The sequence below is a fragment of the Falsiroseomonas sp. HW251 genome (assembly GCF_050563545.1).
Lineage (GTDB): Bacteria > Pseudomonadota > Alphaproteobacteria > Acetobacterales > Acetobacteraceae > Falsiroseomonas.
Genome location: NZ_JBNXUM010000013.1, coordinates 1 through 15,271, shown reverse-complemented (window position 1 = coordinate 15,271; position 15,271 = coordinate 1). Strand labels below are relative to the sequence as shown.

The window sequence follows — 15,271 nt, the reverse complement described above, 5'->3', positions numbered from 1 at the left end:
GGCCGCCCCGGGGATCCCGCGACGCATGATCATCAGCCACTGCCGCCGCTTCGTCTTCATCCACATCCACAAGACCGGCGGGACGAGCATGGAGGTCGCGCTCGACCCGCACCTCGCCTGGAACGACCTGGTGCTGGGCAGCACGCCGCTCGGCCAGGCCATCAACGACCCCTACCAGCGACGCTTCGGCCTTTCGAAGCACGGCAGCCTGGCCGACATCGCGCGGGTCTGCGGGCGCGGCGTGCTGGAGGACAAATACGTCTTCGCGCTTGTGCGGGAGCCCGCCGCCCGTCTCTGCTCGCTCTACAACTTCGTCGCGCGGATGATCGCGCGCTGGTCCGCGCAGCACGGCCTGGAGCTCGACGCGATCCGCGCTCAGGGCGAGGCGCTGTCGAAGGACCACCCGACGCTGCGCTGGCCGGCTTCGCGCGCCTTCATCGAGACCACGGATTTCGGCGGCTTCCTGCGCCATCCCCGGCTGCACCAGGACCTGGCCTTCCGCAGCCAGCTCTCCCGCATCACGGGCGTGGACGGCATCACCGTGGACGCCATCCCGATCGAGCGGGCGGAACGGCACCTGCCGGCGCTGGCCGAGCGGCTCGGCGTCGTGGTGACGCTGCCGCACCTCAACCGCACGGAGCGCCAGCTGGTCCGCGCCGCCGAGCTGACGGAGGCCGACCGCGCCCTCATCCGCGACCGCTTCGCCGAGGACTACGACGCCTTCGGATACTGAAGGCTACTCCGCCTTGGCACTCGCCTCGGACCGCGTCGCGCCGACCCTTAGCGCCAGCGCCGCGGCCATGAACTCGTCGAGCTCGCCGTCCAGCACCGCGGCGGGGTTGCCCTTCTCCACGTTGGTCCTGAGGTCCTTCACCATCTGGTAGGGCTGCAGGACGTAGCTGCGGATCTGGTGGCCCCAGCCGATGTCGGTCTTGCCGGCCTCGGTCGCGGCGTTGATGGCCTCGCGCTTCGACAGCTCCAGCTCATAGAGCCGCGCGCGCAGCATCTCCATCGCGATGGCGCGGTTGCGGTGCTGGCTGCGGTCCTGCGTGCTCGCCACCACGATCCCGGTCGGGATGTGGGTGAAGCGGACGCCGGATTCCGTCTTGTTGACGTGCTGGCCGCCGGCACCGGATGCACGGAACGTGTCGGTCTTGAGGTCGGCCGGGTTGATCTCGACCTGGATGCGGTCGTCCACGACGGGATAGACGTAGACGCTTGCGAAAGAGGTCTGGCGCCGCGCCGCCGCGTCGAAGGGGCTGATGCGCACCAGGCGGTGCACGCCGCTTTCGGTCTTCAGCCAGCCATAGGCGTTGGAGCCGCTGACCTGGATGGTCGCGGACTTCACGCCGGCCTGCTCGCCTTCGCTCCGCTCCGTCACCTGAACCTTGTAGCCGCGGGCCTCGGCCCAGCGGACATACATGCGCAGCAGCATCTCGGCCCAATCCTGCGCCTCGGTGCCACCGGCGCCGGCGTTCACCTCGAGATAGGCGTCGTTGCCGTCGGCCTCGCCGGACAGCAGGCTTTCGATCTCGCGCCGCTTGGCCTCGGCGGCATAGGCCTTGAGGTCGGCGACGGCCGCATCGGCCGTGCCCTGGTCGCCCTCGGCCTCGGCGAGCTCGATCAGCTCGATCGCGTCGGCGACGTCGCGCTCCAGCTTCTGGACGCCCTCGACCTGGGCGGCGAGGCGGTTGCGCTCCCGCATCACGGCCTGGGCCTCCTCGGCCCTGTTCCAGAGCTCGGGATCCTCGGCGCGCGCGTTCAGCTCCTGGAGCCGCACGACGGCGGCATCCCAGTCGAGGTGCCGACGCAGGAGCGCAACGCTCTCCGCGATCTCGGCCCGAAGGTTCTCGGCATCAGCACGCATGGGAGGCGCGGGATAGCGCGGAACGGGGCGGGGCGCTACGGCGCGGGTTGCCCGGGGAGGGCGCTGCCCTCCCCGTACCCCACCCGCAAAGGGCCAGTGGGCCCTTTGAACCCATGAGTTTAACGCCGAAGGCGGGAGGGGGCCGAAGTGCCCCCTCCCGCCTTCGGCGTTGAAAAACTGATTGCGGTCCAGGGGCCCATCGGCCCCTGGCAGGGAGGGTTCGGGAGGGACAGCGTCCCTCCCGGCCGCCGCTCAGTAGAGCCCGCCCAGTCCCCGATCCAGGCCCGCGGCCGCGCCGGCCGATCCGCCCGTGAGTGTGCCGCCGCCGCCCGCGAAGGGATCGCTCGGCGGCCGCGCCGCGTGTTCGGTCCCCGGGCGGAAGGCTTCCATGATGGTCTGACCGTTCTCCAGCTGGACGCGCACCAGTGCCGTGCCGGGCGGGGCGCGGAACGGCACGGGCGGGCTGCTCTGCAGCGCCGCGGCCGCGACGTCGCGGAAGACAGGCGCAGCCAGGCGCCCGCCGGTCACATCGGCGTCCGGCAGGCCAGGGATGCTCATCGTCCGCGGCTCGTCGTAGCCGATCCAGACCGCGACGACGAGGTCGGGCGTGAAGCCGACGAACCAGGCGTCCTTGTAGTCGTCCGTCGTGCCGGTCTTGCCGGCGATCGGGCGGCCGAGGCCCTCGCCCGCGCGGGTGCCGGTACCGCGCTGCACGACGCCCTGCAGGATGCTCACCATCTGGAAGGCCGCGACGGGGTCGGCGATCTGGCGGCGTTCCTCGGTCAGGTTCGGCGGGCCGCCGGCGGGGCTGTCGCTCTCGCAGCCTTCGCAGCGCCGCTGGTCGGTGCGCCAGACCAGGCGGCCGTGGCGGTCCTGCACGGTGTCGATCAGCGTCGGCGTGACCTGCCGGCCTCCGTTCACGAAGGCGGCATAGCCCGCGGCCTGGCGCAGCACCGTCGTCTCGCCGGCGCCGAGCGACATGGCGAGGTAGCGCGGCATGTTCGGGATCACGCCGAAGCGGTTCGCGACGTCGGCCACCGAATTCATGCCGACCTGCTGCGCGAGGCGGACGGTGACCAGGTTGAGGCTGCGCTCCATCGCGCTGCGCATCGTCACCCAGCCGTTGGACACCGTGCCGCCGTAGTTGCCGGGCCGCCAGAGGCCCTGCGGCGTCATCAGCTCCACCGGCGCGTCGAGCAGCAGCTGATTCGGCGGGATGCCCTGCTCCAGCGCCGCGAGGTAGACATAGGGCTTGAAGGAGGAGCCGGGCTGGCGCATCGCCTGGCTCGCGCGGTTGTACCAGGACCGCTCGAAGGACCAGCCGCCGACCATCGCCATGACGCGGCCGTTGTTGGGGTCGAGCGCGACGATCGCGCCCTCGACCTCCGGGATCTGGCGGATGGTCAGGCGTTCGGGGCGCGCGGGAGTGCGACCCTGCGCGGCGACCGCGGGCAGCGTCTCCACCATCACGACGTCGCCGGGCTGGATCACGTCCTGCAGGCGCCGCGGCGGCTGGCCGAGGCGGCCGTTCTGCACGGGGCGGGCCCAGGGCTGGACCTCGTCGAGGAAGAGGGTCCCGGTGCGGGGCTGCGGCGCGCCGCGGGGCTCGGGGCGCTCCAGCCAGGCCATGCGCGCCTCGCGGTCGCGGACCTCGAGCGCGACGGCCAGGCGCCATTCCGGCAGCATCCCCGGCGGGCGGGCCACGGCCTGCAGCGCGGGCAGCCATTCGGTCGCCGAGGCATCGACATGCGCGACCGGGCCGCGCCAGCCGCCGCGGCGGCGGTCGAAATCCAGCAGGCCGCGGCGCAGCGCGCGCTCGGCCTCCACCTGCAGCGTTGGCTCGAGCGAGGTGCGGACGACCAGGCCGCCCATCGTGGTCTGCTCCACGCCGAAGCGGGAGACGAGCTCGCGCCGAACCTCCTCGGTGAAGTGCTGGCCGCCGGCGACGGTGTCCGGGCGGCGAGTGGGGCGGGGGACGATCGGCTCGGCGCGGGCGCGTTCCATCTCGTCGCGGGTGATGTGGCCATCCTCGGCCATGCGGCCGAGCACCCAGTCGCGGCGGGCCTTCGCGGCCTCGGGGAAGCGGAGCGGGTTGTAGTTGTTCGGCGCCTTGGGCAAGGCGGCCAGGAACGCGACCTCCGCCAGCGTCAGGTCGTCGAGCGACTTGTTGAAGTAGGTCTGCGCCGCCGCGGCGACGCCATACGCCTGGGCGCCGAGATAGATCTCATTGAGGTAGATCTCCAGGATGCGCGACTTCGGCATGGCCTGCTCGATCCGCAGCGCCAGCAGCGCCTCGCGCAGCTTGCGGGCCAGCGTCCGGTCGGCGCCGACCAGCATGTTCTTGGCGACCTGCTGGGTGATGGTGGAGGCGCCGATCGGGCGGCGGCCGGTGCCCATCTGCTCCACATTCACCATCACGGCGCGCAGCACGGCGGTGGGGTCCACGCCGGGATGGGTCCAGAAATTCTGGTCCTCGGCCGAGACGAAGGCCTGCTGGATGCGGGCGGGGATCGCCTCCACGGGCACGAAGACCCGGCGTTCCTGCGCGAGCTCCGCCATCAGGCGGCTGTCGGCGGCGTAGACGCGGCTCATCTGCGGGGGCTGGTAGTCCGCGAGCCAGGAATAGTCCGGCAGGTCCGACCCGGCCGAGCGGTACAGCGCCCAGAGCGCGCCGCCGCCGGCCAGCACCGCGGCGACGCCGAGGATCAGGCTGGCGCGCAGGACGACGCCGATGAAGGAATAGCCGCGCCGGCGCGGCTTGTCCTGCCTGGGCTTCTTCTGGGGTGCGGGCGGGGGCGCCAGGCTGGATTTAGGTCCGACCAGGCGGTCCTCGGCGCGGAGCTCGGGGCTGTCCATGACGCCCTCTTATAGCAACCGTGCCGGCAAGGCACATGGCGGCCGCGCGAGGCGGCAAAGTTTGTAACAAGGGATCGCCTCCGGGCCACGGCGCGGGCGTCCCGCCCGGTTCCGGGCCGAGCCGGTGCCGCCGTCCCGAAATGGACATCCAATTCCTATGGCGCCACCACCGTGGTTCCCGCCAAGGTGGTCAGGCCGATCGGCATGCCGGCGCCCGCCCTCCCGCGGGGCCGAGGAGGACTGTGCATGAGTGGCTTGGGAATCGTCGGCCGTGGCCTCGCCGTTTCCGCCGTTCTGGCGGTGGGGTGGTCGCTGCCGGCTTCAGCACAGCAGATCCGCGGCACGCCCGGCGCGCCGAGCGCGGTGATCACGCCGCAGGGCCTGCAGCTGCCGGCACCGACGCCCAACTTCACGGGCCAGATCCTGCCCAATGCCGTGGACAGCACCCCCGCCTGGCCGCCGCAGGTCATGCCGCCCGAGCGCGCGCCGAACGTCCTGCTGATCCTGACCGACGATGTCGGCTTCGCCGCGCCGTCCACCTTCGGCGGCGTCATCCCGACGCCGACGCTCCAGGCCGTCGCCGACAGCGGCCTGCGCTACACCACCTTCCACACCACCGCGCTCTGCTCGCCGACGCGCGCCGCGCTGCTGACCGGGCGCAACCACCACCAGGTCGGCTTCGGCAACGTCAGCGAGCTGTCCACCGGCTATCCCGGCTACAACTCCATCATCCCGCGGGAGACCGCGACGATCGGCGCGATCCTGCAGGAGAACGGCTACTCTACGGCGTGGTTCGGCAAGAACCACAACACCCCGGCCTGGGAGGCGAGCTCCGCCGGGCCCTTCACCAACTGGCCGATCGGCCTGGGCTTCGACTACTTCTACGGCTTCGTCGGCGGCGACACCTCGCAGTGGCAGCCCGGCAACCTGTTCCGCAACACCACGCCGATCCATCCCTATGTCGGCCAGCCCGCAGGCAGCTGGAACCTAATCACGGCGATGGCGGACGACGCCATCACCTATATCCGCACCAGCACCGAGATCGCGCCCAACCGGCCCTGGTTCGTCCACTACGCACCCGGCGGCACGCACGCGCCGCACCACCCGACCCGAGAATGGGTGGAACGCATCGAGGCGATGAATCTCTTCAACGACGGGTGGGAGGCGCTGCGCGAGCGCATCTTCGAGAACCAGAAACGCATGGGCGTCATTCCCGCGAACGCCGTGCTGCCGCCCTGGCCCGATTTCCTGCCGCGTTGGGACAGCCTGACGGCCGACCAGAAGCGGCTCTACATCCGCCAGGTCAACGTCTACGCCGCCTACCTCGCCTACACCGACGCCGAGATCGGCCGCGTCGTCGCCGAGGTCGAGCGGCTGGGCCAGCGCGACAACACGCTGATCATCTACATCAGCGGCGACAACGGCAGCAGCGCCGAGGGGTCGTTGAACGGCACGCCGAACGAGGTGATGTACTTCAACGGCGTCGCGCTGACCGCCGAGCAGCAGATGCCCTTCATCCCGGTCTGGGGCACCGACCGCACCTACAACCACATGGCGGTGCCGTGGACCTGGTCCTTCGGCACGCCGTATCGCTGGACGAAGCAGGTCGCCTCCCACTTCGGCGGCACGCGCAACGGCATGGCGATCTCCTGGCCGGCGCGCATCGCCGACCGCGGCGGCATGCGCACGCAGTTCCACCACGTCATCGACGTGGTGCCGACGATCCTCGACCTCATCGGCATCCCGCAGCCGAACACGGTCAACGGCATCGCGCAGCGCCCGATGGACGGCGTGAGCATGGCCTATACGCTGCCGAGGGAGGCCGTGAACGCACCCTCCACAAGGCGCACCCAGTATTTCGAGATTCTCGGCAACCGCGCGATCTACAACGATGGTTGGATCGCCAGCACGACGCCCGCCAACCCGCCCTGGGCCGGGCTGACGGCGCCGATCCCGTCGGACGTGATGAACGGATACCGGTGGGAGCTGTACAACATGGTCGAGGATCCCACGCAGAGCCGCGACCTTGCCTCGGCCCAGCCGGACCGGCTGCGCGCGATGCAGGAGCTGTTCACGATGGAGGCCACGCGTAACCAGGTCTTCCCGCTGAACAACTCCGGCTCCGCGATGGTCTCGCCGCGCCCGGGACCGGCCGCGGATCGGCGGCAATTCGTCTACACCGGGACGTCCTGCTGCACGCAGGCCAATGCGGCGCCGAACACGCTCAACCGATCCTATCGGATCACGGCGGAGATCGAGGTGCCGCAGGGGGCCGGGCCTGGCGGGGCGAACGGCATGCTGGTGACGCAGGGCGGCCGCTTCTCGGGCTGGGGCCTCTATCTGCGTGAGGGCCGGCCGGTCTTCACCATGAACCTGCTCGACGTCGAGCGGGTGAAGTGGGAGGCGCCGCAGGCCCTGCCGCCCGGCCTGCACACGGTCGTCTTCGACTTCGCGATCGATCCGCAGGGGCAGACCCCGTTCGGCCATGGCGGCACGGGCGTCCTCTCGGTCAACGGGCAGGAGGTGCAGCGCCGCACCCTGCCGCACACCACGCCCCTCACCTATGCCTGGGACGAGACCTTCGACGTCGGCATGGACACCGGCACGCCGGTGGACGACCGCGACTACCAGGTCCCGTTCAACTTCACGGGCCGCATCGTGAAGATCACCTTCGACGTCGGCGAGGCCGCCCTGACGCCGGAAGTGATGATCCGCTTCCTGAACGAGATCCAGGCCCGCGCCCGCGACGCGGAGCGGCCGGCGGCAGGTGTCGCCCCTGCGGCCGCACCGCCTGCCGCCGCGCAGCCGCCGCGGCGGTAAGCCGACCCGGCCCGGGCGCCACCCGCCCGGGCCGACCGCCCCCAGCCGGAGTGAGAGCGACGATGTCCTTCCGCCTCGCCGCGTGCAGCGCCGCCGTGCTCGTCGCGGCCGCCCTGCCGGCCTCCGCGCAGACCGCCGGCGCCCAGGTGCGCCCCAACGCCGGCAGCGACGCCGGCGCGCTGGCGCGCGCCGTGCAGAACCCCGTCGCGAACCTCATCAGCCTGCCGTTCCAGAACAACACGAACTTCGACTACGGCCCGAACGGCCACACGCAGAACATCCTCAACATCCAGCCCGTCGTCCCGATCGAGGTGACGCCGGACTGGAACCTCATCACCCGCACCATCCTGCCGGTGATCTCCCAGCCCGCGCTGCAGCCCGGCGAGGGCACGACCTTCGGCCTCGGCGCGACCCAGGCGTCGTTCTTCCTGTCGCCCGCGCGACCGGGCCATGTGATCTGGGGCGCCGGCGCCGTCGTCCAGGCGCCGACCACGACAGACCAGAACCTCGGGAGCAATGTCTGGGGCGGCGGGCCGACCTTCGTCGCGCTGACGATGCAGGGACCCTGGGTGATCGGTGGACTGGTCAACAACATCTGGTCCTTCGGCGGCAACGACCGCACGCGCTACAACACGCTGACCTTCCAGCCCTTCATCAACTACAACTTCCCGGAATCGCGCGGGACCTACCTGTCCTTCTCGCCGATCGTCACCGCGAACTGGGAAGCGCGAAGCGGCCAGCAATGGACCGTGCCGCTTGGCCTGGCGGCGGGCCAGATCTTCAAGATCGGCGAGCAGCCCATCAACGCGCAGCTCGGCGCCTACTACAACGTCGTGCATCCCGACATCGGCCCGACCTGGCAGGTGCGGTTCCAGGTCGCGCTGCTCTTCCCGAAATAGCCCGATCGGGATGACGCCGCGGCCGGGCCGCGCGATGGTGGCGCGCGTGTTCCGCCGCGCATCCCCGCCACGCCCGATTGGAGCAGGACCGTCGCGTGCCGCATGATCGCCTGATCCGTCGCCCGCCGGCTCTCCGCGCCGCCGCCGCGCTCGCCGCGACCCTCCTGCCCGTCGGCCTGGCCGCGCTGCTCGCCGTGCCGCCGGCGGCGCGGGAGGCGCGACGCGAGGGCTTCGTGGGATCCGCGACCTGTGCCGGCTGCCACGCGGCGGAGCATGCGGCCTGGTCCGCCAGCGATCATGCGCGCGCCATGCAGCCCGCGACCTCGGCGACCGTGCTCGGCGCCTTCGACGGCGCGACGGCCGAAGGCGGCGGCGAGAGCGCGACCTTCCGGCGCGAGGGCGAGCGCTTCGTCATCCTCACCGACGGCCCGGACGGCCGGCCCGCCGACCTCGAGGTCTCCGAGACCTTCGGCCTCGATCCGCTGCAGCAGTATCTCGTGCGGATGCCGGACGGCCGGCGCCAGGTGCTGCCCTGGGCCTGGGATTCGCGTCCGCGTGAAGCCGGCGGCCAGCGCTGGTACCACCTGATGCCGGATGAGCGGCTGCGCGCCGGCGACCCGCTGCACTGGACCGGGCGCGACCAGAACTGGAACTTCATGTGCGCGTCCTGCCATTCGACGGGGCTGGTGCGCGGCTTCGATCGCGCCACGGGCCGCTACGACACGACCTGGTCTGAGATCGCCGTGGGCTGCGAATCCTGCCACGGTCCGGGGGCGGCGCATCTCGCCTGGGCGCAGGCCGGTGCGCCGGCGGATCGGCCAAACGGCATCGCCGCGCTGCGCAACCGCGAGGGCGGCTGGCGCTTCGCCGAGGGCGACACGCGCGGCATCGCGCGCTGGGAAGGCCCGCCGCGCCGCGCCGCCGCGCAACTCGACGCCTGCGCGTCATGCCATTCGCGCGCAAGGCCGCTGGTGGCCGATCCGTTGCCGGGAAGCCGCTTCCTAGACACCCATGCGCCGGTGCTGCTCGATGCCGGCCTCTACCACGCCGACGGGCAGATCCAGGGCGAGGTCTTCGAATGGGGCAGCTTCGTGCAGTCCCGCATGGCCCGTGCCGGCGTGGTCTGCGGCGACTGCCACGAACCGCATGGCGGCAGGCTGCGGGCGGAGGGCAACGCGGTCTGCGCGCAATGCCACCTGCCCGCGCGCTTCGACACCGCCGCGCATCACCGCCACGAAGCGGGCTCGCCCGGCGCGCAATGCGCGTCCTGCCACATGCCGCAGGCCACCTACATGGGCGTGGACCGCCGGCACGACCATGCCTTCCGCGTGCCGCGCCCGGACATCGCCGCCGCGACCGGCGCGCCCGATGCCTGCACCTCCTGCCACGCCGACCGCCGCCCCGACTGGGCCGCGGCGCGCATCGCCGATTGGTTCGGCCCGGCGCGGCGCGAGGACCCGCACCCCGCACTGGCGATCGCGGCCGGCCGCCGCGGGGAGCGCGGCGCCGACGCCGGGCTCGCCGCCATCGTCACCGACCGCGACCAACCCGCGATCCTGCGTGCCACCGCCGTTTCGCTGCTGCCCATGCCGCCGTCGCAGGTCACCGCCGGCGCGATCGGCGCCGCGCTGCTGGATGCCGAGCCGCTGGTCCGCGCCGCCGCGTTGCGCGCGCTGGACGGGCTCGACCCGCGCAACCGGCTGCACGCCGCGCGCTTCCTCGCCGACGACACCCGCCTGGTCCGCATCGAGGCCGCGCGCGCCCTCGCCCCGGTGCCGCTGGCCGGCATCCCCGAGGCGCAGCGCCCCGCCTTCGCCCGCGCCTGGCAGGAGCTGATCGAGAGCGAAGGCGTCGCCGCCGAGCGGCCGGAGGCGCATGTGAACATCGCCGGCCTGCTCGCCGCCCGCGGCGACGCCGCCGGCGCGGAGGCGGCCTATGCCGAGGCCCTGGCGCGCGACCCCGCCTGGCTGCCCGCGCTGGTCAACCTGGGCGACTTCCAGGCCCGCAGCGGCCGCGCGACGGAGGCCGTGGCGACGCTGGCGCGCGCCGTCGCGCTCCATCCCGATGCGGCGGACGCGCAGTTCGGCCTGGCCCTCGCCCTCGTGCGCGCGGGCCGCACGCCGGAGGCGCTGGCCCCGCTCGCCCGCGCGGCGTCGCTGCGGCCGGAGGAGCCGCGCTATGGCTACGTGCGCGCCATCGCGCTGAACGACCTTGGCCGCCGGCCGGAGGCGATCGCCGCGCTGCGGGAGGTGCTGGCCCGCACGCCGGCGCATCGCGACAGCCTGCTCGCGCTGGCGACGCTCGAGCGCGACCGCGGCAACCTGGCCGAGGCCGAGCGCGCCGCCCAGGCGCTGCTCGCGGCCGATCCGGCGGACCGCCAGGCGCAGGCGCTGATTGCCCAGCTGCGCGCGATGCGCCCGCGGCCGCCTGCCGCGCGCTGACCACGCGCCTCAGCCAGCCCCGGGCGCCGCAGCCAGCGCCGCGCCCGGCGTCCGCGCCAGCCAGCCCGTCACCGCCCGCGTCAGCGCGCGCGCCACCTTCGCGCGGTGGTCCGGGCGCCGCAGCGCGTCCTCGTCCAGCGGATGCGACAGGAAGCCCATCTCCACCAGCACCGAGGGCACTTCCGGCGCCTTCAGCACGACGAAGCCGGCCTCCCGGTGGGTGTTGGGCAGCAGGGGGACGGTGTCACCGAGCTCGTTCACCACCAGGCGGGCCATCCGCTCGCTGCCCGCCCGCGTCTCCTGCCGCATGAGGGAGAGCAGGATGGCCTGCACCTCCGGCGAGACGGAGGAGCTGCGCAGCCCGCCCGCGATGTCGGCCCGGTTCTCCCGCGTTGCCAGCGCGGCGGCGAAGGCGTCGCCGTCGCCGAGGGTGTAGACCGAGGCGCCGCGCGCGCCCGGCGCGCTGTCGGCATGGAGCGAGACGAACAGCGCGGCGTTGCGCTGCCGCGCGAAGGCCACGCGGTCGCCGAGCGGGATGAAGCGGTCGTTGCTGCGGGTCATCGCGACGCGGCAGCGGCCGGTCGCTTCCAGTTGCCGCTTCAATTCCTGCGCGGCGGCCAGCACGATGTGCTTCTCCTGCGTGCCCTTGCCGCCGATCGTGCCGGGATCCCGCCCGCCATGGCCGGGGTCGAGGACGACCAGCGGCAGCGCGCCGGTGCGGCCGCCTTCTGCGAGCGGCCGGCCCGACGCGACGGCGCGGGCGAAGGCCGCGGCCGGGGCGGGCGCGATCTCGGCGGTCAGCCGGCCATCCGCCTCGGCGGCGTTGCGGAGCTGCACCGGGCCCGTGAGGTCGAGGACGAGCTGGCCGTTGGCCGCGCGGCCGGCGCGGACCGGGCCGGCGCCGGCGAGGCGGGCGGGTCCGCGCCAGCCCGCGCCGGGGAAATCGATGATGAGACGGGGCGGGTCGTCCTCCGCCATGATGCGCCAGCGCGCGCCGGGCGAGAGGGTGACGGCCAGGCGCGCGGCGCCGCCGGAAGCGACGATCGTCGCACCGGTCCCGGCCTCCGCCCCGCGGGGCGGTGGGAGTGCGGCGAAGGCGGCCAGCAGGCCGGCCAGCCCGCGACGGCGGAGCATGAACATGACCCCCCTGGGCGTCCCCTGGGGAAGCGGTCCACGGCCGGTAAGCCCCCGGGCCGTGGACGCGCCCCATGATGTGACCACGCCGCCGCCCCCCGACGGCGACGCGGCTGGCCCAAAAATTAGCACGGATTCGCTGATACTTGCCACAAATCCCTGTAGCGCGATCTGAGATCGGATCGAAACGCGGCCGTCGCGGTGCGGCAAGCGCCTTGTGGTCCCCCGCCCGTCCCACTATGGTGCCTTGCCCCGGCGGCGACGCTGCCGGCGGGCAGGCGCGCTTCGCGTGGCCGCCCGGTTCCGTCTCCAGACCGCGTTCAGCGGCGGGACAGGGCCGGTGGGTGGCCTCAGTCCTGGCATGGGTTGGGCATTTCGTCCGAAACCCGCGTTTCGCCAGGTGCCGCGATCACCGTCCCCCCGTCGGCGCGGAGCGCGTGCGCGACATGCCTCATTCCGGTCCTTTCCGTTCCGGGCCCGAGGCATGCCCCGTGCGACCGCCGCCCGCCCATGCGCCTGCGACCGGCGCCCCCGTCCTGCCGCTGAAACAGCGTGCCGGCGGCGGCGCCGCCCGAAGGGCCCCGGGGCACCGCGAGGCGCGACATCCGCCGGCCCGGCGGAGCGCGGCGCTGCCGCCTTCCCGGGCTACCGAACCCACCCCGGGCCTTGCGGCCCGCCGCGACGGAAAGGAGGCAGGCAGTTGGTCGAACGCCCGCCGCGCCTCCGCCCCGCGGACCCCTTGCGACGCCGTGACCTGGCCCCGTGTCGGCGCGGCGCGGAGCGACCGCCTCCATGACCAAGCGCATGCTGATCGATGCATCCCACCCCGAAGAGACGAGGGTGGCGGTGCTGGACGGCAACCGGCTCGAAGCCTTCGACATCGAGTCCGCCAACCGACTGCCCCTGAAGGGAAACATCTACCTCGCCCGCGTCGTGCGGGTGGAGCCCAGCCTGCAGGCCGCCTTCGTCGAATACGGCGGCAACCGGCACGGCTTCCTCGCCTTCGGCGAGATCCATCCCGACTACTACCAGATCCCCGTCGCCGACCGGCAGCGCCTTCTCGACATGCAGCGCCAGGAAGCCGAGGAGGACCGCCGCCGCGAGGAGGCCGAGGACGCCGCCCGCGCCAACGACGCCGCGCTGAACGACGCGATCGAGTCCGAGGCCGCCGAGCCGCCGGCCGAGGCAGCCGAGGGCGGCGCCGAGCTGCCCGCCGCCGCCGACACCGCCCCGGCAGGGGAGGCCGCCGCCGAGGCCGCGCAGTCCCGCGTCGTAACCATCGAGGCCGTCGCCACGATGCAGGACGCCGCCCTGCCGCCGGAAGGCGTGCCCTCCGCCGCGCCGCAGGAGGCCGCCGAGGCCGGCCCTGCCGGCGAGGACCGCCTGCCCGGCGAGGCCGGCCACGATGGCGAGGACGCGAACGGCTACGCGGACGCCGAGCACGAGGACGGCAACGGCGCCGACGCCGAGCCGGCCAGCCCGCCCGAGATGGTCGGCGGCTCCACCGAGGACGACATGCGGGAGCGGCGGATCCCGCCGAAGTTCCTGCGCCACTACAAGATCCAGGAAGTCATCAAGCGCCGGCAGATCATGCTGGTGCAGGTCGTCAAGGAGGAGCGCGGCACCAAGGGCGCGGCGCTGACGACCTATGTCTCGCTCGCCGGCCGCTTCTCCGTCCTGATGCCGAACTCGCCGCGCGGCGGCGGCGTCTCCCGCAAGATCACCTCGGCGGCCGACCGGAAGCGCCTACGGGAAGCGATCGACGAGCTCTCCCTGCCCGACGGCATGTCGCTGATCGTGCGCACCGCCGGCGCGCAGCGGCCGAAGCCCGAGATCAAGCGGGACTGCGAATACCTGCTCAGGCTCTGGGACAACATCCGGGAGCGCACCTTCGCCTCCACCGCGCCGGCGCTGATCTACGAGGAAGCCGACCTCATCAAGCGGTCCATCCGCGACACCTTCGGCAAGGACGTGGACGAGGTCGTCGTCGAGGGCGACGAGGCCTGGAACGACGCGCGCGACTTCATGCGCATGCTGATGCCGCAGCACGCCTCCAAGGTCCGCAGCTGGCGCGACCAGGTGCCGCTGTTTGCCCGACACGGGGTGGACCAGCAGCTCGAGCAGATGCACTCGCCCGTCGTGCAGCTGAAGTCCGGCGGCTACATCGTCATCAACCAGACCGAGGCGCTGGTCGCCATCGACGTGAACTCGGGCCGCGCGACGCGCGACCGCCACATCGAGGACACGGCGCTGCGCACCAACCTGGAAGCCGCGGACGAGGTGGCGCGGCAGCTCCGCCTGCGCGACCTCGCGGGCCTGGTCGTCATCGACTTCATCGACATGGAGTCGTCCAAGCACGACGGCATGGTCGAGCGGCGACTGAAGGAAGCGCTGAAGCAGGACCGCGCGCGCATCCAGGTTGGACGCATCAGCCATTTCGGCCTGCTCGAGATGTCGCGCCAGCGTCTGCGGCCGTCCCTGGTCGAGCACAGCTTCATCGCCTGCCCGCATTGCCAGGGCCGGGGCCTGGTGCGCAGCGTGGAGAGCAGCGCGCTCGCCGTGCTGCGCGCCATCGAGGAGGAGGGCGGCAAGCGCCGCGCGGCGGAGATCGTCGTGCATGTCGCGACCCCCGTCGCCTTCTGGCTGCTCAACAAGAAGCGCGAGCGCCTGATGGAGGACGAGCAGCGCTTCGGCATGACGATCGTCATCCAGCCCGATGACAGCCTGACCCCGCCGGCGCTGCGCATCGAGCGCACCCGCGCCCAGTCGCCGGAGGCCGCCGCAGAGCGCCAGGCGGCGCTGCGCATGGACTACGCGCCGGAGCCCGAGGAGCCCGAGGTCGAGGAGGCCGAGGCCGAGGAAGCCGCGCCGCGCGCCGAGGGAGAGGCCCCGCGTGGCGAGTCCGAGGACGGCCGGCGCCGCCGCCGCCGCCGTCGTCGCGGCGGGCGCCGCGAGGGTGGCGAGGCCATGCCGGCCGAGGCCGGCGCCGAGGGCACCGAGGAGGAGGAGGGCGAGGAGCCCGCCGAGGCCGCCGAGGGCACCGAGCCTGCGGAAGCCGAGGCCGAATCCGAGACGGATGGCGAGGCCGAGGAGGCCGCGAGCCCCGACGCCGAGGATCGCCGCCGCCGCCGCGGCCGGCGTGGCGGCCGTCGCCGGCGCCCCGAGGGCGAGGCGACCGCCGAGAGCACCGAGCCCGTCGAGGCCCCGCCCCCGCCGGTCGCCGCGCCGGCGCCGGCCCCGGTGCGTCGCGCGCC

Annotated in this window: 8 protein-coding genes; 5 read left to right on the top strand and 3 right to left on the bottom strand. The window is 73.0% G+C overall.

Going from position 1 to position 15,271, the window contains the following annotated elements:
• Window positions 1–25: 25 nt before the first annotated feature.
• Complete coding sequence (locus ACLF3M_RS16615; protein ID WP_430658071.1) at window positions 26–733, top strand: hypothetical protein; 708 nt, start codon at window positions 26–28, stop codon at window positions 731–733.
• Between the two features lie 3 nt (window positions 734–736).
• Here ACLF3M_RS16615 and prfB read toward each other — a convergent pair whose 3' ends face one another.
• Window positions 737–1,867 (bottom strand): peptide chain release factor 2, encoded by a 1,131-nt coding sequence (gene prfB, locus ACLF3M_RS16610; RefSeq protein WP_430658070.1) that lies wholly within the window; start codon window positions 1,865–1,867, stop codon window positions 737–739.
• 252 nt (window positions 1,868–2,119) lie between these two features.
• Window positions 2,120–4,723 (bottom strand): penicillin-binding protein 1A, encoded by a 2,604-nt coding sequence (locus ACLF3M_RS16605; protein WP_430658069.1) that lies wholly within the window; start codon window positions 4,721–4,723, stop codon window positions 2,120–2,122.
• A 246-nt stretch (window positions 4,724–4,969) separates the two neighbouring features.
• Between ACLF3M_RS16605 and ACLF3M_RS16600 the strand changes: the two genes are divergently transcribed.
• From ACLF3M_RS16600 to ACLF3M_RS16590, 3 genes are all read left to right on the top strand, one after another.
• Entirely contained in the window at window positions 4,970–7,543 is a 2,574-nt protein-coding gene (locus ACLF3M_RS16600; RefSeq protein ID WP_430658068.1) for an arylsulfatase, read from the top strand.
• Window positions 7,544–7,605: 62 nt separating this feature from the next.
• Window positions 7,606–8,442, top strand: a complete 837-nt coding sequence (locus ACLF3M_RS16595; RefSeq protein WP_430658067.1) for a hypothetical protein — start codon at window positions 7,606–7,608, stop codon at window positions 8,440–8,442.
• A gap of 95 nt (window positions 8,443–8,537) precedes the next feature.
• Window positions 8,538–10,883 (top strand): tetratricopeptide repeat protein, encoded by a 2,346-nt coding sequence (locus ACLF3M_RS16590; protein WP_430658066.1) that lies wholly within the window; start codon window positions 8,538–8,540, stop codon window positions 10,881–10,883.
• Window positions 10,884–10,892: 9 nt separating this feature from the next.
• Here the strand turns inward: ACLF3M_RS16590 and ACLF3M_RS16585 are convergent, their stop codons facing one another.
• Window positions 10,893–12,017 (bottom strand): N-acetylmuramoyl-L-alanine amidase, encoded by a 1,125-nt coding sequence (locus ACLF3M_RS16585; protein WP_430658065.1) that lies wholly within the window; start codon window positions 12,015–12,017, stop codon window positions 10,893–10,895.
• A 792-nt stretch (window positions 12,018–12,809) separates the two neighbouring features.
• Here ACLF3M_RS16585 and ACLF3M_RS16580 point away from each other — a divergent pair.
• Window positions 12,810–15,271, top strand: a 2,462-nt coding sequence (locus tag ACLF3M_RS16580; RefSeq protein WP_430658064.1) for an Rne/Rng family ribonuclease, incomplete at its 3' end; no start/stop codon positions are given.

Bases quoted from the DNA above. Each gene is read 5' to 3' on its own strand.
- ACLF3M_RS16615 (WP_430658071.1), top strand. From the start codon at position 26: ATGATCATCAGCCACTGCCGCCGCTTCGTCTTCATCCACATCCACAAG.
- prfB (WP_430658070.1), bottom strand. From the start codon at position 1,867: ATGCGTGCTGATGCCGAGAACCTTCGGGCCGAGATCGCGGAGAGCGTT.
- ACLF3M_RS16605 (WP_430658069.1), bottom strand. From the start codon at position 4,723: ATGGACAGCCCCGAGCTCCGCGCCGAGGACCGCCTGGTCGGACCTAAA.
- ACLF3M_RS16600 (WP_430658068.1), top strand. From the start codon at position 4,970: ATGAGTGGCTTGGGAATCGTCGGCCGTGGCCTCGCCGTTTCCGCCGTT.
- ACLF3M_RS16595 (WP_430658067.1), top strand. From the start codon at position 7,606: ATGTCCTTCCGCCTCGCCGCGTGCAGCGCCGCCGTGCTCGTCGCGGCC.
- ACLF3M_RS16585 (WP_430658065.1), bottom strand. From the start codon at position 12,017: ATGCTCCGCCGTCGCGGGCTGGCCGGCCTGCTGGCCGCCTTCGCCGCA.